The following is a 21,422-nucleotide window of genomic DNA, read 5'->3' on the forward strand; positions in this document are numbered from 1 at the left end:
CGCCTAGCCGGAAAACCGCGCCAGCGCTTGCAGAACCGCCATGCGTGTCTGCGCGTAGACCATTCCCTTCCATTCGGGCACATCGCAATAAAACGCATCACGCAACGCCTGGCGGATGCCGGCCCGCTGCGCGGCGCCCTGCTCCGGGTGGCGATACAGCCAATGGTCGGCACGCAGCGCCTGCAGCACCGCCAGCGGCGCGAGCGTGCCGAACTCCAGCGTGACGCAGGTCTTCTCGACGCCGGGCAGCAGTTCGTAGGCGATGCCCACCAGATCGCCCTTGACGACTGACGAGACCGAACCCGCTGCCGCAATCGGCCGAACATCGGCGCCCCAGGTGCGCATGGCGCGCTCCAGTTCGGCAGGATCTGGACTGTTGAAGATCTTCTCGCCGTGACCGTAGTGGCCGAGTCCGGTATGCAGGTCGATCCATACCAAGTGCGACATGCCGGCCGCATGTCGGGACACGATTCCGCGCATCTGCAGCGTGCTCCAGCATGGCGCGCTGCCGCCGTAGAACATGCCGTCCGGCACGCGGTATTGGCCGCTCGTCGCGGCGTCTTGCAGGGCTTTCTCGCCGCGGGTGACCATGTAGTGCTGCAGCGCTGCCTGGTCAGCCTGACTGGGCGGCCATGTGTGCGGCAGCAGGAGCCGATCGACTTCAAGATAGGCCGGATTCGCCGAAGCGGTCTCCGTAAAGTCGACGCTGTTGCGGTTCAGGTCAACGTTGTCTTCATTCACGCGCCGCAGGTGCGCAAACCCGTACGGATTGACCGCGTGCACCAGCAGCAGCGCGACCTTTGCAGCCGCCAGCCGTGCGAAGAGTTCGTCGTCTTGCAGCAAGCCCGTCTGGCAACCGGAGCCGCAGAACCCCTCCACGCCATGGACGCCGGAGGTGACGATCAGCAGCGCTTGGGCCTGCGCCGGCGCAAGCAGCGCGGTGTCGATGGAAAGCTGCTCGCCGGACGGCCCGACCACATCCGGATGCAGATGGCGCTCGATGCGGAGCCTGCGGGTCTGAGCGGCGGCGAGGAACTTGCCGCGCGCTTCATCGTAGGTCTGCGAGAAGAAAGCTTCGACCGTCATGGCGGGGATCCGGGGGCAGTGGTAGCCGCAGCGTGCCATGCCCGACAGGCGCGGCGCAACCGCACAAACGTGAATCGACCACCCCAAAATGCAAACAGGCGACGCATGGTGCGTCGCCTGTCTACATTGATGCCGGGGGTCGAGCCGAGTGTCGAGCCGGTGGCTCAGATCACTCCCAGGACAGCGCGCCGCCGGTCTGGTACTCGATCACGCGCGTCTCGAAGAAGTTGCGCTCCTTCTTCAGGTCGATCATCTCGCTCATCCACGGGAACGGGTTTTCCTCGTTCGGGAACAGCGCGTCCAGGCCGATCTGCTGGCAGCGACGGTTGCAGATGAAGCGCAGGTAGCCCTTGAACATCGGTGCGTTCAGGCCCAGCACGCCACGCGGCATGGTGTCTTCTGCGTAGCGATATTCCAGGTCGACGGCCTTCTTGAACAGCTCCGTAATCTCGGCCTTGAACTCGGCCGTCCACAGGTGCGGGTTCTCCAGCTTGATCTGGTTGATCAGGTCGATACCGAAATTGCAGTGCAGCGACTCGTCGCGCAGGATGTACTGGTACTGCTCCGCAGCGCCGGTCATCTTGTTCTGACGGCCCATCGCCAGGATCTGCGTGAAGCCGACGTAGAAGAACAGGCCTTCCATGATGCAGGCGAAGACGATGAGCGACTTCAGCAGCTTCTGGTCGTTCTCGGGCGTGCCGGTCTTGAAGGACGGATCGGTCAGCGTGTCGATGAACGGGATCAGGAACTCGTCCTTGTCGCGGATCGACTGCACTTCGTGGTACGCGTTGAAGATCTCGGCCTCGTTCAGGCCCAGCGATTCAACGATGTACTGATACGCGTGCGTATGGATCGCCTCTTCAAACGCCTGGCGCAGCAGGTACTGGCGGCATTCCGGCGCGGTGATCTGGCGGTACGTGCCCAGCACGATGTTGTTGGCGGCCAGCGAGTCGGCCGTCACGAAGAAGCCCAGGTTGCGCTTGATGATGCGGCGCTCGTCTTCGGTCAGACCGTTCGGGTCTTTCCACGTCGCGATGTCGCGCGACATGTTGATTTCCTGCGGCATCCAGTGGTTCGCGCAGCCGGCCAGGTACTTTTCCCAGGCCCACTTGTACTTGAACGGCACCAGCTGGTTGACGTCGGTGGCGCCGTTGATGACGCGCTTGTCGGCGGCGTTCACGCGGCGGTTGCTCTGTGCGGCAGCGGCGTTCGGATTGTTGCCAAGGATGCCCGTGCCGGCGGCCTGCGTGGCCGACGGGGGCAGCACGCCGCCCTGGTCGGCGGTGGCCGTTTGCAGCTGCGGCTGCGGTTGGTACGCGGGCTGCGGCGCAGCTTGCGGTTGTGCGGCAGGTTTGACGTCGTCGTCCCAGCTCAGCATATGTGTTTCTCCTAATTCTTTGCTCGTCGCTCCCGCTCTTTCGGAGCGCGAGTCCAGTGTCGTGCAGGTCACGGCGCCCCCGCTTGCGCGGGAGCAACCTCAGACACTGTTTTGACTTATTGGCAGGCTTCGCATTCCTCGAAACCGGGGTCGCCTGGGCGCATCGTGCACACGGCGCCTTCAGCTTCCGGCATCGCCTGGGCGGTGGCAGCAGCGGCATCCAGCGCGCTGGCCGGCGCGGCCGAAGTCACTCCGGATGCACCTGCCGCCGACACACCACCGATATCGCTACCCGACGACACCGCATTGAGCGTGCCGCGCGACACGGTCGACTTCTCTACGTGCGTGGCGCCGATCGTGCGCAGGTAGTACGTGGTCTTCAGGCCACGCAGCCACGCCAGCTTGTACGTGTCGTCCAGCTTCTTGCCCGACGCGCCGGCCATGTAGATGTTCAGCGACTGCGCCTGGTCGATCCACTTCTGGCGGCGCGATGCTGCTTCCACCAGCCACAGCGGCTCCACTTCGAAAGCCGTTGCGTACAGGTCGCGCAGGTCTTGCGGGATGCGGTCGATGCGGGCCAGCGAGCCGTCGAAGTACTTCAGGTCGGCGACCATCACCTCGTCCCACAGGCCGCGTGCCTTCAGGTCGCGCACCAGGTAGTCGTTGACCACCGTGAACTCACCCGACAGGTTCGACTTGACGTACAGGTTCTGGTACGTCGGCTCAATGCAAGCCGACACGCCGATGATGTTGGAGATCGTTGCCGTCGGAGCGATCGCCACGCAGTTCGAGTTGCGCATGCCGTACTGCTTGATGCGGCCGCGCAGGCTGTCCCAGTCCATGGTCGACGACATGTCGGCTTCGAGGTAGCCGCCGCGCTCTTCGGCCAGCAGCTTGAGCGAGTCTTGCGGCAGGATGCCGCGATCCCACAGCGAGCCCTTGTAGCTGCTGTAGCGGCCGCGCTCTTCAGCCAGCTCGGTCGACGCCCAGTAGGCGTAGTAGCACACGGCTTCCATCGAGGTGTCGGCAAACTGCACCGCTGCGTCGCTGGCGTATGGCACACGCAGCACGTGCAGCGCGTCCTGGAAGCCCATGATGCCCATGCCGACCGGACGGTGGCGCAGGTTCGAATCACGCGCCTTCTTGACCGCGTAGTAGTTGATGTCGATCACGTTGTCGAGCATGCGCATGGCGGTGCGCACGGTCTTCTTCAGCTTCTCGTGATCGAGCACGACGCTGCCGTCAGCCTGCTTGACCAGGTGGGCGACCAGGTTGACCGAACCCAGGTTGCACACGGCGATTTCGCTGTCGTTGGTGTTCAGCGTGATTTCCGTGCACAGGTTGGAGCTGTGCACCACGCCCACGTGCTGCTGTGGGCTGCGGATGTTGCACGGATCCTTGAACGTGATCCACGGGTGGCCGGTTTCGAACAGCATGCCCAGCATCTTGCGCCACAGTTGCAGCGCCGGCATCTTCTTGAAGAGCTTGATCTCGCCGCGCGCGACCTTGTCTTCGTAGGCCAGGTAGGCCTGCTCGAATGCCTTGCCAACCTTGTCATGCAGGTCCGGGCAGGTGGACGGCGAGAACAGCGTCCACTCGCCACCTTCCATCACGCGCTTCATGAACAGGTCGGGAATCCAGTTCGCCGTGTTCATGTCGTGGGTGCGGCGGCGGTCGTCGCCGGTGTTCTTGCGCAGTTCCAGGAATTCTTCGATGTCCAGGTGCCACGTTTCCAGGTACGCACAGACAGCGCCCTTGCGCTTGCCGCCCTGGTTCACGGCCACGGCCGTGTCGTTGACCACCTTCAGGAACGGCACCACGCCTTGGCTCTTGCCGTTGGTGCCCTTGATGTGCGAGCCGAGTGCGCGCACGTTGGTCCAGTCGTTGCCCAGGCCGCCGGCAAACTTCGACAGCAGCGCGTTTTCCTTCAGCGCTTCGTAAATGCCGTCCAGATCGTCCGACACGGTGGTCAGGTAGCACGACGACAGCTGCGAGCGGCGCGTGCCCGAGTTGAACAGCGTCGGCGTGCTCGACATGAAGTCGAACGACGACAGCAGCTGGTAGAACTCGATGGCACGGGCTTCGCGGTCGATTTCGTTCAGCGCCAGGCCCATCGCCACACGCATGAAGAACGCCTGCGGCATCTCGATGCGGGTTTCGCTGATATGCAGGAAGTAGCGGTCGTACAGCGTCTGCAGGCCCAGGTAGTTGAACTGGAAGTCGCGCGAGGCGTCCAGCGCTGCGCCCAGGCGGGCCAGGTCGAACTGGGCCAGCTTGTCGTCGAGCAGTTCGGCGTTGATGCCGCGCTTGATGAACTGCGGGAAGTAGTCGACGTAGCGCGTGCTCATTTCCGCTTGCGTGACTTCTTCGCCGAGGATTTCGCGGCGGATCGTGTGCAGCAGGATGCGCGCCGTGACCTGGCTGTACGCCGGGTCCTTTTCGATCAGGGTACGCGAGGCCAGGATGGCCGAGTCGTACACCTGCGTCATCGGCACGCCTTCATACAGGTTCTTGACCGTTTCCTTGAGGATCGGCTCCGGGTCCACCGCTTCGCCCAGACCTTCGCAGGCCGAGACGATCACGTTGCGCAGCGCCGCCATGTCCAACGGGCGGGTGATGCCGCCGTCGGTCACGTTCAGGCCGATGAAGGCCGGTTGCTGCTGGGTTTCGCCGGCTTGCGCGCGCTCCTGGGCGCGGCGCTCGCGGTACAGCACGTAGGCGCGGGCCACGTCGTGCTCGCCCGAGCGCATCAGGGCCAGTTCCACCTGGTCCTGCACGTCTTCGATATGGAACGTGCCGCCGTTCGGGCGGCTGCGCAGCAGTGCGCGAACGACGTTCTGCGTTTGTTGGTCGACCAGCTCGCGCACACGCGCGGAAGCAGCACCCTGCCCGCCATTCACGGCGAGGAAAGCCTTGGTCATGGCCACGGCGATCTTCGAAGGCTCGAAGCTCACCACGGCGCCGTTGCGGCGAATGATCTTGTAGTCGGCAAGATTGACGCCGGAAGCGGTGCCGGGGGCCACGGCCGTGCCGCCAGCGCTTTGCGCAAATTGCGAAGGATTGGCGGTGCCGGAGTGGATTTCGGATTGGGCCGTCTGCATGTGGACTCCTGTTGAACCGTTCGTTTTATTGGCTCGCCGATGGTGAAACACCCTGGGCGAATCCTTGCGCTACGCGGAGAAATGAGACGGAAAAGACCCCTGCCTTTCCTCAGCCCCCAAGCGCCGGCTCGACCTGCCGTACGCCCGCCCCCGCGTGGCGCTGAAATAAGAATCCCGGAAAGCGACCACTACATCTAGTGTTCAACTCCGGGATTGACGCTAAGTATAGTGGCCCAATCGAATTTGCCTAGACTTGACAGGTGGGGGCGGAGGGCTATTTTTCACCCGCCAATGCAGTGCCGCAAGCCCGCGACGCCAGTCTGCACAAAGGGTCGGCGGGACTGGCGTGCGGCGTCGCAATGACCGTTTCTTCAGAATAATTCTTTCTATCGACGTCGCAAGTTCAATAGACGTCACCTCATCTACGGTAGGGGTATGTGTGCGGCGCACTGCACCGGTGCACGCGTGCCGCGCACCGGGGCATTTCCCGACATTCCCCGCTCAAGAAATCCGAATAGCCGCATCAGCATTCTTGCCGCGGCTGTCACTTGAGCGACAGCCCCCCACCCTACGCTTCGGTCGCATTGCAGGGAGCGCAATCACAGCGGCGAGACACCGAGCGCCGCGCACAACGACCGAGGAAATCGACATGGCTTGGAATCACCCCGCCCGGCGCCTGCTGACGGCCGCGCTGAGCACGACCGTGGCAGCGACGCTGGCGACTACATTGACCGCATGCGGCGGTGGCGACAGCGGCCCCATCGCCAACCAGGGCAGCACGGACGCGCCCTCCGCCACCGCCAGCAAGAAGGTGCTGATGGTCGGCGTGGACGGCGCCACCTATGCGCAGGTACAGAGCGCGCTCTTGCAGCGCAGCCTGCCGAACCTGGGTGCGCTGGCGGTGATGCCGGCTTCGACCGGCGGGACGCTTGGCACCATCACCGCCCAGCCGCCGCTGGACACGCCCAGCTGGGCCACCGTGCTGACCGGCGCCTGGCAAAACCGCCATGGCGTGACGGACGACACGATCACCACCCTGGCCGCCCCAAGCGTGTTCAGCTACGCGCGCAGCGCCGCCAAGGCCACGGGCACCACGCAACGGCTGGGCGCCGCTGTCAGCTCGGCCGCGCTGCCCGCGCTGCTCAAGGCAGATCAGCAAGCCGGCAACCTTGACACGCTCGTCGACTGCGCCCAGGTGGACACCTGCGTGACGCAGAACAGCGTGAAGCTCGTGCAGTCCGGCTACGACATCGTCTTCGCGCAATACACCGCGCCGGCCGCCGCCGCGCTGGCTTCGGGCCTGCAAAGCGATGCGTACACCGCTGCGCTGGCCAACGTCGACCAGGCGCTCGGCACGCTGCAGGCGGCCATCGCCCAGCGCCGCGCTGCCAACCCGAACGAAGACTGGCTCGTCGTCGTCACCACCAGCCACGGCCTGGACGCCACGGGGGCCACCACGTCGGCGCCGACGCTGGAAAACCGCACCGCCTTCATCGCCCTGAACAAGCCGGTCAACGCCGTGCTCGGCAAGACCGGCATGGCGGCGCCCACGTCGGAAGCTACGCTGGCGGCCCTGCCGAGCGAGGCTGACATCGTGCCGACCGTGCTGGCGCAATTGAACGCCGCCGTGCCGGCCACCGCCCACAAGCTGGACGGTGCAGCGCTCACGGCCAGCGCCGTCGGCGTGCGCAACGTCCAGAGCACGGTGGGCGCGTACAACGCCTCGCTGGTACTGAACTGGCAGAACCCGACAGCGGCGAGCGGCCCCATCACCGTGCTGCGCGACGGCAAGCCGGTTGCCACGCTGCCCGCCACGGCCACGCAGTACACCGACAGCAACATCGCCACCGCAAGCGGCATCTACCGCATCAACTACACGCTGGTGCGCAACAACGTGCCGGTGTCGATGCTTGCGCAGATCGCCTACGTTGCGCCGACGCCGCTGGCGACGTCGCTCACCAACGGCCTGGCCACGTATTACGGCTTCGACACTCTGCCGCCGACCGACCGTAAAGCCAATTCGACGATCGGCCCGTGGGTGGCTGGCACCGACGGTGGCTCGGCCACGGCCGACCCGTTTGGCGGCACGGCCCTCTCGGTCGATTCGCGCATCGACGCCTACAAGCTCACGCAGAACGGCGCCGACATCGCGCAAAGCCCGCAATTCACCATCGGCTTCTGGTTCAAGTCGGATTGCACACAGGGCAACGGCACCGGCGAGCCGATCCTCGCCAACAAGGACTACACCTCCGGCTCCAATGCCGGCATCGCCATCGGATTGTGGGGCGGCTGCGAAGTGCGCTTCAACCTCGGCAGCGGCGGCAAGCGCGACGACATCCAGGGCATGAAGTTCAGCGCCAACCAGTGGGCCTATCTCGCCCTGTCGGTCGACGCGCAGGCCAAGCGCTTCAGCGCGTACATCCTCGACCCGGTGCTCGGCGTGCAGAAGGTGGAAGACAAGGCCATCGCCAATACCGACGTCACCAAGCTCAATGGCCTGACCACCAAGGTCTGGGGCATGAACGACGACGCCACGCACAACTACGTGCCCAACAACCCGGGCTCGCTCAAGGGCGTGATGGCCTACGACGACCTCGCCATGTGGACGCGCCGGCTGACGCTGGACGAACTCAAGACGATCAACGGTTCGCACCAGCCGCTGTCGTCGCTGAACCCCTGACCCCCTCCCCCAACCCGAACGAGACCGCTCATGAAGCCCTTCATCCACCCTCTCGCGCGGCCGCACCGGCTGGCCGCCGTGCTGCTGTGCGCCGCCACCTTGTCGCTGTCGGCCTGCGGCGGCGATTCGAACGACGGCACGCCCGGCACAGGTACCGGCCCTGGCACCGCCCAGCCCGATCAACCCGGCCAGCCGCCGGCCAACAAGCCGACCCTGCACTGCGCTCCGTAACGCGCGGCTTCCCATCGACTTGCGTTTGAGACCGACATGACTTCCGACACGAACCACGCCAACAACGGCAGCCGCCGCAACTTCCTCAAGATGGCCAGCACGGGGGCGATTTCCGCCGCTGCGCTCGCCGCCTTCCCGCCGTCGATCCGCCGTGCGCTCGCGATTCCCGCCAACAACGCCACCGGCACGATGCGCGACGTTGAGCACGTGGTGATCCTGATGCAGGAGAACCGCTCGTTCGACAACTACTTCGGCACGCTGAAAGGTGTGCGCGGCTTTGGCGACCGCTTCCCCATCCCGCTGGCCGGCGGGCTGAACGTCTGGCAGCAGACCTATGTGCCAAGCAGCGGGCCGAGCCGCGTCGTGCTGCCGTACTACCTGGACAGCAGCGCCGGCAACGCGCAGCGCGTCTCCGGCACGCCACACAGCTACCCTGATGCGCAGAACGCATGGGACCTCGGCCGCATGAGCAAGTGGCCGACCTACAAGCAGACGCAGTCGATGGGCTACTACAAGCAGGCCGAGCTGGACTTCCAGTTCGCGCTGGCCAATGCCTTCACGCTGTGCGATGCGTACCACTGCGCCTTCCACGGCGGCACCAACACCAACCGCCTGTTCCACTGGACGGGCACGAACGACCCGACCGGCGCTGCGGGCGGCCCCGTCATCGACAACAGCGGCGACCACCTCGATGCCAGCGTCACGTACAACTGGACGACCTACCCCGAGCGCCTGCAAACGGCCGGCGTGTCGTGGAAGGTCTACCAGAACATGCCGGACAACTTCACCGACAACCCGCTCGCGGGGTTCAAGGCCTACCGCGATGCCAACGCCGCGCGCGGCAACCTTGCCGACGGCACGCCGTTCCCGCCGTACACGCCGGCCGACGAAACCGTCAGCCCGCTCATCAAGGGCATCGGCAACACCATGCCCGACGGCGGCTTCCTGCAGGCCTTGAAGGACGACATTGCCGCAGGCCTTCTGCCGCAGGTGTCGTGGATTGTCGCGCCGGCCACGTATTCCGAACACCCCGGCCCGTCGAGCCCCGTGCAGGGCGCGTGGTACACGCAGGAAGTGCTCAACGCACTCACCGCCAACCCGGCCGTGTGGAGCAAGACCGTGCTGTTCATCAACTTCGATGAGAACGACGGCTTCTTCGACCACGTGCCCCCGCCCGCGGCCCCTGCCTACGAAAACGGCGTGCTGGCCGGCAAATCGACCATCAGCACGGCCGGCGAATACCACACGGACCAACACCCCTACGGCCCCGGCCCGCGTGTGCCGATGTACATCGTCTCGCCGTGGAGCCGTGGCGGCTGGGTCAACTCGCAGACGTTCGACCACACCTCGGTGCTGCGCTTCCTGGAACTGCGCTTCAACGTCAAGGAGACGAACATCAGCGCGTACCGCCGCGCCGTGCTGGGCGACCTGACCAGCGCCTTCAACTTCGTCAACCCGAACAACGAGACACTGCCGACGCTGCCAAGCCGCGACAAGGCAACCGCCGACGCCATCCGCACCGCGCAAGGGCTGCAGCCGCAGGTGCCGCTGCCCTCCGTCACGGCGCAGCAGATGCCTACACAAGCCACCGGCACCCGTCCCTCGCGGGCCCTGCCGTACGAGCTGCACGTCAGCGCCCGCGAAGACGCCACCAACCGCGCGCTGCGCCTGATCTTCAGCAACACCGGCACGGCCGCGGCTGTCTTCCACGTGTACGACCGCCTGCATCTGGACCGCGTGCCGCGCCGCTATGCGGTGGAGCCCGGCAAGATGCTCGACGACACGTGGGACGTGTTCACCGCAGACAAGGGCAAGTACGACCTGTGGGTGCTGGGCCCCAACGGCTTCCACCGCGCGTTCTCGGGCGATGTGAGCGCCGTGTCGGCAGCGGGTTCGAGCGCACCGGAAATCCGCGTGTGCTACGACCTGGCCAACGCCGAGGTCTACGTGACGATGATGAACACCGGCACCGCCGGCTGCACCTTCACAGTCAAGCCGAATGCGTACCGCAACGACGGCCCGTGGACGTACGACATCCCGGCCGGCAAGCAGCTCGACCAGCACTGGCCGATCGCGCGCCAGGGCAACTGGTACGACTTCACGGTGACGGTGCCGCAAGGCGGCTTCACGCGGCGCTTTGCCGGTCGCATGGAAACGGGCAAGGACAGCGTGTCCGACCCCGCGATGGGCACCTGAGGCTGGCAGTGAAGTAGAAGGATCAGCAGGGGAAAACGCGGGCAGCCTTCGAAAGGAGGCTGCCCGCTTGCGTTTCGGCGTCCGCGCAGCGAGCGGTGGACTGCGCGGGCCGCGCTCGGCCTGCGGCGTGTCGGCCTCGGAGGGTCGAAGGCCACGGTTTCGCCCCGACGCTTGGGCCTCTCATCATGACGTTCGAGACATTTATCCCCTCGCGTGGGGCTCACACCGTCGTGTTCGGGGTTCAACTGTCGTGCGCGAGCCTCAGCCCCTGGAATCGCTCACGGAATGATGGACGAAGTGAGCCTTGGAGGGTCGCGCTTCAGGGTTTCACACTCGCACGCGAGCCTCGGACCGTGACGCTCCACGGTTTTACTGTCGTGCGTGAGCCTCAAAGACTGGAGACATCCACAGTTTTACCCTCCTGCGCGAACCTCGGACTGTGGCGTTCCACGGTTTTAGGCTCGCGTGCGGCGCCTGGACATTGACGTTCCACAGTCTCACCCTCGTGCCTGAGCTTTGGAGGGTGACACTCCACGGTTTTACCCTCGCACGTGAGCCGCAGACCGTGAGGCGTCGGCGCCTTACCGCCGTGTGCCGGCGCCGCGCCGAGGTGCGCCGCCTTTCTACCTTGGCGAGCGAACGGGGGTTGTCGCGTCAGAGCGCGTGCTGATACGGAAACAACGCCGCGTTGAACCCGCCGAGCGCGCGCAGATGCACCCAGTCGAAATGCGGTCCCGGGTCCGTCTTGCGGCCCGGCGCAATGTCCGAGTGACCGGCGATTGCTGCGATCGGATACGCCGCACAGATCGCCCGCACAAGCGACGCCGTAGCGACGTACTGCTCAGGCGTGAAGGGCAGATCATCGGTGCCCTCGATTTCGATGCCGATCGAGAAATCGTTGCAGCGCGTGCGGCCGAAGAAGTCCGACGCACCGGCATGCCAGGCACGCGCGTCGCACGAAGCAAATTGCACGCATTCGCCCGTGCGGCGGACGAAGAAATGCGCCGACACGCGCACGCCGCGCAACTGATCGAAGTACGGATGCGCGTCGCAGTCAAGCGTGTTGGTGAAGAAGTCGAGCACGTGGCAGGTGCCGAAGTCGGCCGCGGATTGCGCAGGCGGCAGGCTGATGTTGTGCAGCACGATCAGGTCGATGGGCATGCCTTCGGGCCGTGCGTCGATATTCGGCGAGGGATGGCGGCGCGCGCCATCCACCCATCCGTCAGCGCCGACGTGCAACCGTTCAGGCATCGCCGTTCAGCCCATTTCCGGCCGGTTCACCGACGCTGCCCGGCGACGCTTCAACGTCCCGCGGATCACGAATGCCAAGCTGCTGCATGCGATAGCGCAACTGGCGGAATGACAGCCCAAGCAGCTTGGCGGCCGCCGTACGGTTGAAGCCGGTCTGGTCCAGCGCGGCCAGGATCACGTTGCGCTCGACCGACTCCAGGTAGGCCGGCAGATCGATCGGCAGCGAAACGCTCGGCAGGGCCGGCTCCGCCGGCTGCGCAACGGGTGCCGGCTCGGGCTGTGCGACCGGTTGCGGCATCCCCAAGGGGCTTGGCACCGGCGCCGGCATGTAGACGGCATCAGGCCAACTCGTCATCGGCGCCGGCGACATCGGGTGATGGGCCGCTGCGGCAGCCTGCGCCTCGCGCGTGCGGTGGAACAGCGGCGAGCGTTCGATCTCGGCTCCCAGCGCGCCAAGGTCGTCCACGTCGATCGACTCGCCTTCCGCAAAGGCGTAAGCGCGCTCCAGCAGGTTCTCCAGCTCGCGCACGTTGCCCGGGAACGGATACGCGCACAGTTGCTGCAGCGCCGGTCGCGTCAGGCGCTTGGGGCGCGGATCGCCGTAGCGGCTGGCGAGCTGTTCGAGCAGCACGCCGGCCAGCACGGGCACGTCTTCGGCACGCTCGCGCAGCGTGGGCATGCGCAGTTCCAGCACGTTCAGGCGGTAGAACAAGTCTTCGCGGAAACGGCCAGCGGCCACCAGACGGGCCAGATTCTGGTGGCTCGCGCACACGACGCGCACATCGACGGGGTCTTCACGGCTTTCGCCGATCTTGCGTACGCGACGCTCCTGCAACGCACGCAGCAGTTTCACCTGCATGGTGAGCGGCAGGTCGGCCACTTCATCGAGCATGAGCGTGCCGCCGTTGGCGGCCTGGAAGAAGCCCTGGCGATCAGTGTCGGCGCCGGTAAAAGCGCCCTTCACGTAGCCGAAAAACTCGGCCTCCATCAGGTTCTCGGGAATCGCGCCGCAGTTGACCGCCACGAACGGCCGCGATGCACGCGCAGACAGCGCATGCACGGCGCGCGCCGCACGCTCCTTGCCGCTGCCGGATTCGCCGCTGATCACCACCGGCGCCATGCTGCGTGCCAGGCGCATCAGCGAGCGGCGCACTTCCTGCATCGCAGCGGAATGCCCGGGCAGCAGGTCGTTGGTGCGCTCGGCCAGATCGGCGTTGCCCGGGTCGGGATCGCGCTGCTGGCGGCCCAGCGCGTTGAGCACGAGGCTGCGCAACTGATCAAGCGAGAGCGGCTTGGCGATGTAGTCGAACGCGCCGGCCTTGAGCGCTTCCACCGCGTTCTCGGCGCTGCCATAGGCGGTGATGACGGCCACCGGCGTGCGGTCGGCCGTGGCAGAAAGCTGGCGCACGAGTTCGATGCCCAGGCCATCGCCCAGGCGCATGTCGGTCAGCACAAGTGCGAAGCGCTGGCGAGAGAGCGCCTCGCGCGCCTCGGCCAGCCCGCTGGCGAGCACGACGTCGTGCCCCATGCGGCGCAGGGAAATCTCCAGCAGCTCGCGCAGGTCGGCTTCGTCATCGACGACGAGAATGGGTTCGCGAACGATGGCGGCTTTGGACATGAATCAGCAGAAGATCGGCGGAAATTCGCAGCCGGCGGATCATTCCGCTACGGCCAGGGCAGGTTGGTCAAACATCAGGGTGATGACGAAGGCCCGTCGCGGCAACGTGTCGCGCGCCTCCATGGTCAACGCTCCGGTGCGATCGAGCAAGGATTCCAGTGCGATGGCGCCATAACGGATCTGCGCATCGTTGGCGCTGCACAACTCGCGCGCCATGTAGAGGCCCAGGCCAGTGCCTTGGGCGTCATTCGTGAAGAACGGCTCGAACAGGCTGCGCTGCTGCTCGGTGGGCACTTCCGGGCCGTCGTTCCAGATCACGAGTTCGGCGTGGGTCTCGTCCAGCGCGTAGGCTGCCAGCTGGATCGAACCTGGCACACGGCGGCAATAGCGCAGCGCGTTGTCGAGCATGTTGCCCACCACCTGCTGCAACTGCGCCGGGTCGAAGAGCACGGGCTTGTCCAGGTCGACCGCCACGCGCACGAGGTTCGGGTTGATCTCGGTCGCTTCGCCTGCGCGGCGCAGGGCTTCGGCACGCCAGCGCTCGACCACTTCCGGTAACACCTGCGCCAGTTGCACGCGCACGCGTTCGCCACGCGGGCGGCGCGAGAGCATCAGCACGTCGGCGACCACCTGGTCGAGCCGGCGCACGTTGTCGCGGATGATGCGCAGCAGGCGCGTCTCCACGCCCGAGCTTTCCAGGCGGACATGTGTACCGCCATCATGGCCGTCGCCCGGGTCGTCCAGCAGTTCGGCGGCCTGGCTGATCGCAGCCAACGGGTTGCGGATCTGGTGCGCGACGCTGGCCACCAGCCGCCCCATCGAGGCCAGCTTTTCCTGCTGCGCCTGCTCCGCCACACGCTCCCAGCTTTCCACGTGGACCAGCACGGTGTCATGCAACTCGTGGCGCAGAAACGCTTCGTCATCCACAGACCAGCCCTGCGTGATCGCCTCGGCCGATGGAATGCGAGGACGCATCTCGCCGCCCTCGCCCGGCAGGCCCAGGCCGATCGAGCTGACAAGGCTATCCATATAGACGCTGCGCAGGTTGGCCAGGCTCGGCAGGATGAAGCGCAAGCGCAGCCGGGCGCTCAACATGGCGCGGCCACCCCGGCCGCCCGAGGCGATGGGCAGCAGGTCGAGAATGCGCGGTGCATCGTCGTCACCGGTGCCATCGGCGGGGCGGCTCTTGCGGCGCAGCCACTGACGCAGCGTTTCGAGCAGCGGACGCAGGTGCGGCACGTCCTTCAGGTCGAACAACATCGCACCGCTGCCGACAAACGCGCTCTGCGGCACGCCCAGCAGCATGGCTGCGGCCGGGTTGGCGGCAACGACGCGGCCGTCGGCACGCACCAGCATCACGCCGTCCTGCATGTCGTAGACCATCAGGCGGTTGACGAGCTGTTGCAGGCGCAACTCCCGCTCGCGGGCCATCGTCAACCGTTCCTGCGCAACCTGACGGTGCGACAGGCCGTACATCATCGACGCGGCCATCATGTAGACCAGGCCGTACAGCCCGGCGGATGCCAACCCCGGCGCAATCACGCCCTCGCGCATCATCTGCAGGAACGGATCGGTCAGCACCACGATCGACGCCACTGCCGCCGTGAACAGCGCGAAGAGCAGGCTCGTGAGCGCACCGGCGGCCAGCACCGGCACCAGCAGTACCATTGCCACGCTCGCCGACAGCCGCGAGAGCGTGGCGTATGCCAGCCCCAGAAAGAGCAGATCGAGCACCACATCCAGCCGGACGCGGAATTGGAATCGCGTGCGCCACCAGCCGGCTGCGGCAAGGATGAGCAGGGCCATCGCCAGATACGGCAGCGTCAGGCTGAGCAGCGCTTCGCTATTGGGCAGGCCGGCTGCTTCGTTGTGCTCGCGCGGCACCATCACGAACAGCAACAGCACCAGCGCCACGGCGGCGCGGCTGAAGGCGAAATAGCGCAGCAGGCGCCACTGGAACTCAGGCGGATCAGGCTCCAGCCAGACTGATCGGAGTGCGCGCCAGGCGTTCAGGCGCGAGAGCAGCCTGCGGGCGGTGGACGGTGTTGCCCGCGCGTCACCCGACGCGTCGGGCGTCATGTGTTGCCCCGGTCAGCATGCTCGGGGCAGCGATAGCGGCCGCCCGGCAGCGCGATCATGCCGGTGCGCGGCGCGTGCACGCCGCACACGGCACATTGCTCGATGGGCTGAGAGGCCTCGGGCTCAGGCGTGCGCTTGGCTGAGCCCTGTCCGCCCGAGGCTGTCTGGCGCTGCCCCGAGGAACGGGACGAACGCGTCCCCAGGCGGCTCAACCACCACCAGCCGGCGAGCAGCATCAGGATCAGCAGGACGGGACGGGACATGGGGAACTGACAAGGACAAGTAACGGCGCAGGCGCCAGGAACGCACTAGGCGCGATGCAGGATGACTTCGAGCACGAAGCGGCTGCCCACGTACGCCAGCATCAGGATCGCGAAGGCCGCCATCACCCAGCGCAGCGCCACGCGTCCGCGCCAGCCGCGAAAACGCCGACCGATCAGAATGCCGCCGAACATCACCCACGACAGCACGGCAAAGATATTCTTGTGATCGAAATGGAAAGCGCTGTGAAACAGCTGCTCGGAGAACAGCACGCCCGAGGCGATCGTCAGCGTCAGCAGAACGAAGCCCGCCCCGATCAGCCGGAACAGCAGTTTTTCGAGCGTGAGCAGCGGCGGCAGCAGATCCAGCCAACGGCCGAACCCGCTTGCCTCCGGGCGGTTGATGGTGTGCAGGCGGCGCTCTGCAGCCAGCATGAGGATCGCGTGGAATGCCGCTAGCGTGAACAGCCCGTAGGCGACGTTGGCAATAGCGAAGTGCAGCTTGAACAGGGGGCTGGCCGCATAGCCGAGAATTTGCGTGCCCGGAAAGGCCAATGGCAGCAGACTTCCGACCAGCGCCACTGGCATCACGAGCAAGCCGAGGCCGGCCAGCGAGAAGAAGAGGCTTTCGATCCAGAAAATGCCCACGCCCAGCCACAGCATGGCCGACAGCGCATAGGCAAAGCCAAATATCATGGCGCTGGCCGGGAAGATCGTCTCGTGCAGCAGGAACCCGTGCGCGATCAAGGCGGCCAGCAGACCCCAGCGCCACCAGCCCGGGACAGTGTCAGCAGCCCCCGGAGGCGGCGGAACGAGCACCGTGGCACCCGGCGACTGACCGCCTGCCGCCATGGCTCCCGCCGGCGCCCGGGCACCCAGTCCACCGCGTCGCGCCCACGCTACCGAAGCGAGGATGCCGTAGAGAAGCGCCGTCAGCGCATACAGTACAATTGCCATTTGCACAGTTTACCGCAGCGCACCCCAGTTTTGGCTGGGGCCCGCCCCCCGCCGAAAGCCTCGTTGGGCGGCAACGCAACATGCGCGCATTGAACACATTCCCAGCCGGTGCGAACCAAACGCGCCCCGGCCGCCTCTTCATCCCGTCCCCAATTCCGGATTCCTGTCACTGTCATGCTGGATAACCTGACCCAACGGCTCGCGCGCGTGGTCAAGACCATGCGCGGCGAAGCGCGCCTGACCGAAGCCAACACCGCCGAGATGCTGCGCGAAGTTCGCATGGCGCTGCTCGAAGCCGACGTGGCGCTGCCGGTCGTGCGCGAATTCATTGCCCGCGTCAAGGAAAAGGCGCTCGGCGAAGACGTCATCACAAGCCTTTCGCCGGGCCAGGCGCTGGTCGGCATCGTGCAGCGCGAGCTGACGGCCATCATCGGCGGCCAGGAAGCGCTGGAAGGCGTCGGCAGCAACATCATGGGCGGCCGCGCCGCCGAGCTGAACCTCAACGTCACGCCGCCCGCGATCATCCTGATGGCTGGCCTGCAAGGCGCGGGCAAGACCACCACGGTCGGCAAGCTCGCCAAGTGGCTCAAAGAGAACAAGAAAAAGAAAGTGCTGACGGTGTCGTGCGACGTGTATCGCCCTGCCGCCATCGCGCAGTTGAAGACCGTTTCCGAGCAGGTTGGCGCGGACTTCTTTCCCTCGCAGCCCGACCAGAAGCCGGTGGACATTGCCGCCGCCGCACTGGACTGGGCCAAGAAGCACTACCACGATGTGCTGATCGTCGATACGGCCGGCCGCCTCGGTATCGACGAGGCGATGATGCAGGAGATCGCCGCGCTGCACGCCAAGCTCAAGCCGGCCGAAACGCTGTTTGTGGTCGATGCGATGCTCGGCCAGGATGCCGTCAACACCGCCAAGGCCTTCAACGACACCCTGCCTCTGACCGGCGTGGTCCTGACCAAGCTCGACGGCGATGCGCGCGGTGGCGCGGCGCTGTCGGTGCGTCACATCACGGGCAAGCCGATCAAGTTCGTCGGTGTGGCCGAAAAGCTCGACGGGCTGGAGCCGTTCTACCCCGACCGCATGGCCCAGCGGATTCTGGGCATGGGCGACATTCTCGCGCTGGTGGAAGAAGCCCAGCGCGGTGTCGACATGGAAGAGGCGCAGAAGCTTGCGGCCAAGATCAAAAAGACCGGCGGCTTCGACCTCGAAGACTTCAAGGCGCAGATCGGCCAGATGAAGAAGATGGGCGGTCTGGGCGGCCTGATGGACAAACTGCCTGCGCAGTTCGCACAACAGGCCCAGGGCGCCAACATGGACCAGGCCGAAAAGCAGGTCCGCCGCATGGAAGGCATCATCAACAGCATGACGGCTGCCGAGCGCGCCAAGCCTGAGCTCATCAAGGCAAGCCGCAAGCGCCGCATTGCCGCCGGGGCGGGCGTGCAGGTGCAGGAAGTCAACCGTCTGCTCAACCAATTCGAGCAGATGCAAGGCATGATGAAAAAGCTCAAAGGCGGCGGCATGATGAAGATGATGCGCGCCATGGGCGGCATGAAAGGCGGCATGAAGGGGCTGCTCGGCGGCCGCTGAGCGGGCTCCCCCCCTCCTGAATCGCACTTTTGATCGACACACCGAACCGTTTCACCGAACCGAAAAGATGCTGAGCGCAGAACAGGCCCGCGAACTCTGGGCCAACTCCGAAGAAATCGTCAGCGAAGACGCCGTGCGCGGCTCGCTGGACCGCATGGCCGAAGAGATCACCGAGAAGATCGGCGACACGTTCCCGATGGTGCTGTCCGTGATGGGCGGCGCGGCGGTCTTTACCGGCATGCTGCTGCCCAAGCTGGCCTTCCCGCTGGAGTTCGACTACATCCACCTCTCCCGCTACAACAACAAGACGGTGGGCGGCGAGATGCAGTGGCGCGTGGCGCCGCGCGAGTCGGTCAAGGGCCGCACGGTGCTGGTGCTCGACGACATCCTCGACGAAGGCGAGACGATGGCCGCCATCCGCTCGCGCATCATCGACATGGGTGCCGCGGAGTTCTATTCCGCCGTGCTCTGCGAGAAGACGCTCGCCAAATCGAAGCCGCTGCACCCTGACTTCTGCGGCTTCAACGTGCCTGACCGCTACGTGTTCGGCTGCGGAATGGACGCCAAGGGCTACTGGCGCAACCTGCCGACCATCCGCGCGCTCAAGAACACCTGAGGCAGCACCGCAGCAAACAAAAAGGGCGACACCTCAGTCGCCCTTTTTTGTTGCCCGCGCGTGGTTCAGAGTTGATGCGCGAATGTGCGGATGCCCTTGAGCAGCATCTCCACCGAGATCGCCACCAGGATCAGCCCCATCAGCCGCTCGAACGCCATCACCGTACGCTCCCCTACCAGGCGCTGGATATGCGTGGCGCTCAGCAGCACCACCGCGCACACGGCCATCGTCGCGCATAGCGAGCCGACCCACGTCCACATGCGCCCGGGCGCCTGTGACACCAGCAGCATCACCGTGGCCATCGCCGACGGCCCCGCGATGGCCGGAATCGCCAGCGGCACGATGAAGGGCTCGCCTGTGGGCTGCGACTCGGCAGCACCTTCACGCGGGAAGATCATCCGCAGCGCGATCAGGAACAGCACGATGCCGCCTGCAATCTGCAGCGACATGTCGGTCAGGCTCATCATGCGCAGGAAGCTCTCGCCGAAGAACATGAAGACGAGCAGCAGCACGAACGCAATGCCGACCTCGCGCAGCACGACGCGGTTGCGGCGCTCGGGAGCGACCGGCCGCAGCGCCGAGATGAAGATCGGAATGTTGCCGAGCGGATCGGTGATCAGCACCAGCAGAACGGTCGCCGAGAGAAACGTGTATTCCATCGCCGACGTCGCTCAGGCGCCGCGACGATAGGGACGTTCACGCAGCCATTTGGTGGCGATCCACTTCTCACCACGCTCGACCGGCAGGCCGGCATGCAGCGTGTCCTCGTCCAGCGTGCCGTCGGGCCGCTTGTAGACGAAGAAGACGGCGTTGCCCTTGACCGGCGCCACCTCCAGCCCGAGCTTCGGAAAGCCCGTGGCACCGCCGGCCTGCACGCTGTTCAGGTAGATGACCATGGTCGCCACGCGCTGACCGCCCACTTCAAGCTGGCGTGCCTCGCCGCTGCGCCCGGGGTTGAAGAAATCGAAGTGCGGCTGGTATTCGCCGCCGGGCTGGTAGTTCAGCACCTGGAAGCCCTCGCCGTGTTCGACCGGCACGCCCACGGCCTGCGCGATACGCGCTTCGATCTTGGCGATCAGCGGATGCTCGCCGACCTGGAACATCCCGCCTTGGCTGGTCCGGGCCGAGATCAAATTTTCCTCGCCCGTATCGGGGTTCACGACGGGCGAACGCTTCAGGCGATTGCGCCCGATCGCGATCAGCTCGTCACACTCGGCGTCCGACAGAAAGTGCTGGAACAGCACGATGCGCGGCGTCTCGATCGCAAACAGGATGGGGATGTCGCCATCGGCGGTATGCACTGCGTTGCTGTTTTCGACCGCCTGGTCGGCAGCGGAGGTCGGAGCGGGCGCCACAATCGGGGCGGGCGCGCGCGCAGTCAGCGCCTCATCGACGACACGGCGCGCGAAGGCACGGTCGTAGCCGGATTGCACCATCGAAGCCACCAGGGATTCGGCCTCAAAGCCTTCGGTCACGTGACGCTGCAGCCAGTCGCGCAGCGCGTCAGACATCGTCGCGTACGGTTGGGTGGTGGACATGCGGGATGGAGATGCGGGCGAGCGAGAAATGGCCCTATTGTAGGCCGACCGTTCGCCGGCGGAAGATCACGAACCGCCAGCCGGACCGCCAGCAATACGCAGCGGCGAGAACGGATTGCGCGCCGGCACTTCCGGCAGCGCCTTGGCACGCGGCGTGGGCACAGCGGGCTCGGCAGGCACCGGCGCCGACACCGTCATCGCGCTCGACTCCTGATATTGCCAACGCTTCCAGGCCGCCAGCACGGCATTCGGATACTGCGGCTGACCGCGGCTGCCGTTGTAGCGGCCAAGCGCCAGGTACAGATTGCCGCCTTCCATGTCGAGGTAATGACGCAGGATCGTGCAGCCGTAGCGCAGGTTGCTCTGCAGGTGGAAGAGCTTGCGCGAGTCGTTGTCGCCGATGCTGCGGGTCCAGAACGGCATCACCTGCATCAGGCCCATCGCCCCGGCACTGCTGATGGCGTACTTGCGAAAGCCGCTTTCCACCTGGATGAGCCCGAGCACCAGCGCCGGGTCCAGGCCAGCACGCTTGGCCTCGTAATACGCCGTCTCGATCAGTTCGACGCGTACCGACGCCTGCGGGATCTTGCCCGACATGCGCACCGACATCTCCGCCAGCCAGCGCAGGTAGCCGAGTTGCTCGTCGTTGCTGGCAAAGACCGGGCGCAGCGGACGGCTGTCGGCCACCGCGGCAGACAGCGCGCTGCGCACGGAGTCCGCCAGGTATTCCTCTTTCTGGGCGCCCGCCCACGCCAGCTGCGTGCCCGCGAGCAACGTCCCCGCGCACAGCGCAGTGACGATCAGGCGGGCGGAAGACAAGCGGCGCATGCGGGTCGGTCCG

Annotated in this window: 16 protein-coding genes; 5 read left to right on the top strand and 11 right to left on the bottom strand. The window is 65.8% G+C overall.

Annotation, left to right across the window (positions count from 1 at the left end; genetic code table 11):
- Nucleotides 1-3: 3 nt before the first annotated feature.
- The 3 genes from ACUXH0_RS18225 to ACUXH0_RS18235 all read right to left on the bottom strand — a co-directional run bounded on the left by ACUXH0_RS18225 (nucleotide 4) and on the right by ACUXH0_RS18235 (nucleotide 5,565).
- Nucleotides 4-1,086 carry a M14 family metallopeptidase gene (locus ACUXH0_RS18225; RefSeq protein ID WP_004632982.1) on the bottom strand — a complete coding sequence of 361 codons (1,083 nt, stop codon included), beginning with the start codon at nucleotides 1,084-1,086 and terminating at the stop codon, nucleotides 4-6.
- A gap of 169 nt (nucleotides 1,087-1,255) precedes the next feature.
- Nucleotides 1,256-2,464 (bottom strand): ribonucleotide-diphosphate reductase subunit beta, encoded by a 1,209-nt coding sequence (locus tag ACUXH0_RS18230; protein ID WP_004632983.1) that lies wholly within the window; start codon nucleotides 2,462-2,464, stop codon nucleotides 1,256-1,258.
- 116 nt (nucleotides 2,465-2,580) lie between these two features.
- Complete coding sequence (locus tag ACUXH0_RS18235) at nucleotides 2,581-5,565, bottom strand: ribonucleoside-diphosphate reductase subunit alpha (RefSeq protein ID WP_004632986.1); 2,985 nt, start codon at nucleotides 5,563-5,565, stop codon at nucleotides 2,581-2,583.
- A gap of 649 nt (nucleotides 5,566-6,214) precedes the next feature.
- Here ACUXH0_RS18235 and ACUXH0_RS18240 point away from each other — a divergent pair.
- The 3 genes from ACUXH0_RS18240 to ACUXH0_RS18250 are packed head-to-tail and all read left to right on the top strand — an operon-like array spanning nucleotide 6,215 to nucleotide 10,672.
- Nucleotides 6,215-8,245 carry an alkaline phosphatase family protein gene (locus ACUXH0_RS18240; protein WP_182594461.1) on the top strand — a complete coding sequence of 677 codons (2,031 nt, stop codon included), beginning with the start codon at nucleotides 6,215-6,217 and terminating at the stop codon, nucleotides 8,243-8,245.
- Between the two features lie 30 nt (nucleotides 8,246-8,275).
- Nucleotides 8,276-8,476, top strand: coding sequence for a hypothetical protein (locus tag ACUXH0_RS18245; RefSeq protein ID WP_012436446.1), 201 nt, complete (start codon nucleotides 8,276-8,278; stop codon nucleotides 8,474-8,476).
- Nucleotides 8,477-8,512: 36 nt separating this feature from the next.
- Nucleotides 8,513-10,672: a phosphocholine-specific phospholipase C gene (locus ACUXH0_RS18250; protein ID WP_012436447.1), complete on the top strand. Its 2,160-nt coding sequence runs from the start codon at nucleotides 8,513-8,515 to the stop codon at nucleotides 10,670-10,672.
- Nucleotides 10,673-11,326: 654 nt separating this feature from the next.
- Here the strand turns inward: ACUXH0_RS18250 and ampD are convergent.
- Genes ampD through ACUXH0_RS18275 form a run of 5 tightly spaced genes read right to left on the bottom strand, consistent with a single transcriptional unit; the run spans nucleotide 11,327 to nucleotide 16,837 of the window.
- The gene (gene ampD / locus ACUXH0_RS18255; protein WP_012436448.1) at nucleotides 11,327-11,923 is read right to left on the bottom strand and encodes a 1,6-anhydro-N-acetylmuramyl-L-alanine amidase AmpD; all 597 of its coding nucleotides are present in this window, start codon (nucleotides 11,921-11,923) and stop codon (nucleotides 11,327-11,329) included.
- The gene (locus ACUXH0_RS18260) at nucleotides 11,916-13,541 is read right to left on the bottom strand and encodes a sigma-54-dependent transcriptional regulator (protein ID WP_012436449.1); all 1,626 of its coding nucleotides are present in this window, start codon (nucleotides 13,539-13,541) and stop codon (nucleotides 11,916-11,918) included. The genes ampD and ACUXH0_RS18260 overlap by 8 nt, the downstream gene beginning before the upstream one ends.
- A gap of 39 nt (nucleotides 13,542-13,580) precedes the next feature.
- Nucleotides 13,581-15,620 carry an ATP-binding protein gene (locus tag ACUXH0_RS18265; protein WP_004632997.1) on the bottom strand — a complete coding sequence of 680 codons (2,040 nt, stop codon included), beginning with the start codon at nucleotides 15,618-15,620 and terminating at the stop codon, nucleotides 13,581-13,583.
- Nucleotides 15,617-15,883 carry a hypothetical protein gene (locus ACUXH0_RS18270; protein WP_004632999.1) on the bottom strand — a complete coding sequence of 89 codons (267 nt, stop codon included), beginning with the start codon at nucleotides 15,881-15,883 and terminating at the stop codon, nucleotides 15,617-15,619. The genes ACUXH0_RS18265 and ACUXH0_RS18270 overlap by 4 nt, the downstream gene beginning before the upstream one ends.
- Nucleotides 15,884-15,928: 45 nt before the next feature.
- A complete protein-coding gene (locus tag ACUXH0_RS18275) occupies nucleotides 15,929-16,837 on the bottom strand; it encodes a cytochrome C assembly family protein (RefSeq protein ID WP_012436450.1) in 909 nt (302 codons plus the stop codon).
- 174 nt (nucleotides 16,838-17,011) lie between these two features.
- On the opposite strand from ACUXH0_RS18275, the gene ffh reads away from it, so the two are divergent.
- Together ffh and ACUXH0_RS18285 are read left to right on the top strand one after the other, a co-directional pair.
- On the top strand, nucleotides 17,012-18,427 hold the full coding sequence (ffh, locus tag ACUXH0_RS18280; RefSeq protein WP_012436451.1) for a signal recognition particle protein: 1,416 nt from the start codon (nucleotides 17,012-17,014) through the stop codon (nucleotides 18,425-18,427).
- A gap of 67 nt (nucleotides 18,428-18,494) precedes the next feature.
- Nucleotides 18,495-19,043, top strand: a complete 549-nt coding sequence (locus tag ACUXH0_RS18285) for a hypoxanthine-guanine phosphoribosyltransferase (protein WP_004633004.1) — start codon at nucleotides 18,495-18,497, stop codon at nucleotides 19,041-19,043.
- Between the two features lie 65 nt (nucleotides 19,044-19,108).
- On the opposite strand, the gene ACUXH0_RS18290 is transcribed toward ACUXH0_RS18285, so the two are convergent.
- From ACUXH0_RS18290 to ACUXH0_RS18300, 3 genes are all read right to left on the bottom strand, one after another.
- Nucleotides 19,109-19,702 carry a MarC family protein gene (locus ACUXH0_RS18290; RefSeq protein WP_012436452.1) on the bottom strand — a complete coding sequence of 198 codons (594 nt, stop codon included), beginning with the start codon at nucleotides 19,700-19,702 and terminating at the stop codon, nucleotides 19,109-19,111.
- A 12-nt stretch (nucleotides 19,703-19,714) separates the two neighbouring features.
- Nucleotides 19,715-20,581 (bottom strand): 2OG-Fe(II) oxygenase, encoded by an 867-nt coding sequence (locus ACUXH0_RS18295; protein ID WP_004633008.1) that lies wholly within the window; start codon nucleotides 20,579-20,581, stop codon nucleotides 19,715-19,717.
- A gap of 66 nt (nucleotides 20,582-20,647) precedes the next feature.
- Nucleotides 20,648-21,409 (bottom strand): lytic transglycosylase domain-containing protein, encoded by a 762-nt coding sequence (locus tag ACUXH0_RS18300; protein ID WP_004633011.1) that lies wholly within the window; start codon nucleotides 21,407-21,409, stop codon nucleotides 20,648-20,650.
- Nucleotides 21,410-21,422: the final 13 nt, after the last annotated feature.

Source organism: Ralstonia sp. 110700041-2 (genome assembly GCF_056280165.1).

Excerpts from the sequence above, each read along its gene's own strand:
- ACUXH0_RS18225 (WP_004632982.1), bottom strand. The coding sequence starts at position 1,086 with ATGACGGTCGAAGCTTTCTTCTCGCAGACCTACGATGAAGCGCGCGGC.
- ACUXH0_RS18230 (WP_004632983.1), bottom strand. The coding sequence starts at position 2,464 with ATGCTGAGCTGGGACGACGACGTCAAACCTGCCGCACAACCGCAAGCT.
- ACUXH0_RS18235 (WP_004632986.1), bottom strand. The coding sequence starts at position 5,565 with ATGCAGACGGCCCAATCCGAAATCCACTCCGGCACCGCCAATCCTTCG.
- ACUXH0_RS18240 (WP_182594461.1), top strand. The coding sequence starts at position 6,215 with ATGGCTTGGAATCACCCCGCCCGGCGCCTGCTGACGGCCGCGCTGAGC.
- ACUXH0_RS18245 (WP_012436446.1), top strand. The coding sequence starts at position 8,276 with ATGAAGCCCTTCATCCACCCTCTCGCGCGGCCGCACCGGCTGGCCGCC.
- ACUXH0_RS18250 (WP_012436447.1), top strand. The coding sequence starts at position 8,513 with ATGACTTCCGACACGAACCACGCCAACAACGGCAGCCGCCGCAACTTC.
- ampD (WP_012436448.1), bottom strand. The coding sequence starts at position 11,923 with ATGCCTGAACGGTTGCACGTCGGCGCTGACGGATGGGTGGATGGCGCG.
- ACUXH0_RS18260 (WP_012436449.1), bottom strand. The coding sequence starts at position 13,541 with ATGTCCAAAGCCGCCATCGTTCGCGAACCCATTCTCGTCGTCGATGAC.
- ACUXH0_RS18265 (WP_004632997.1), bottom strand. The coding sequence starts at position 15,620 with ATGACGCCCGACGCGTCGGGTGACGCGCGGGCAACACCGTCCACCGCC.
- ACUXH0_RS18270 (WP_004632999.1), bottom strand. The coding sequence starts at position 15,883 with ATGTCCCGTCCCGTCCTGCTGATCCTGATGCTGCTCGCCGGCTGGTGG.
- ACUXH0_RS18275 (WP_012436450.1), bottom strand. The coding sequence starts at position 16,837 with ATGGCAATTGTACTGTATGCGCTGACGGCGCTTCTCTACGGCATCCTC.
- ffh (WP_012436451.1), top strand. The coding sequence starts at position 17,012 with ATGCTGGATAACCTGACCCAACGGCTCGCGCGCGTGGTCAAGACCATG.
- ACUXH0_RS18285 (WP_004633004.1), top strand. The coding sequence starts at position 18,495 with ATGCTGAGCGCAGAACAGGCCCGCGAACTCTGGGCCAACTCCGAAGAA.
- ACUXH0_RS18290 (WP_012436452.1), bottom strand. The coding sequence starts at position 19,702 with ATGGAATACACGTTTCTCTCGGCGACCGTTCTGCTGGTGCTGATCACC.
- ACUXH0_RS18295 (WP_004633008.1), bottom strand. The coding sequence starts at position 20,581 with ATGTCCACCACCCAACCGTACGCGACGATGTCTGACGCGCTGCGCGAC.
- ACUXH0_RS18300 (WP_004633011.1), bottom strand. The coding sequence starts at position 21,409 with ATGCGCCGCTTGTCTTCCGCCCGCCTGATCGTCACTGCGCTGTGCGCG.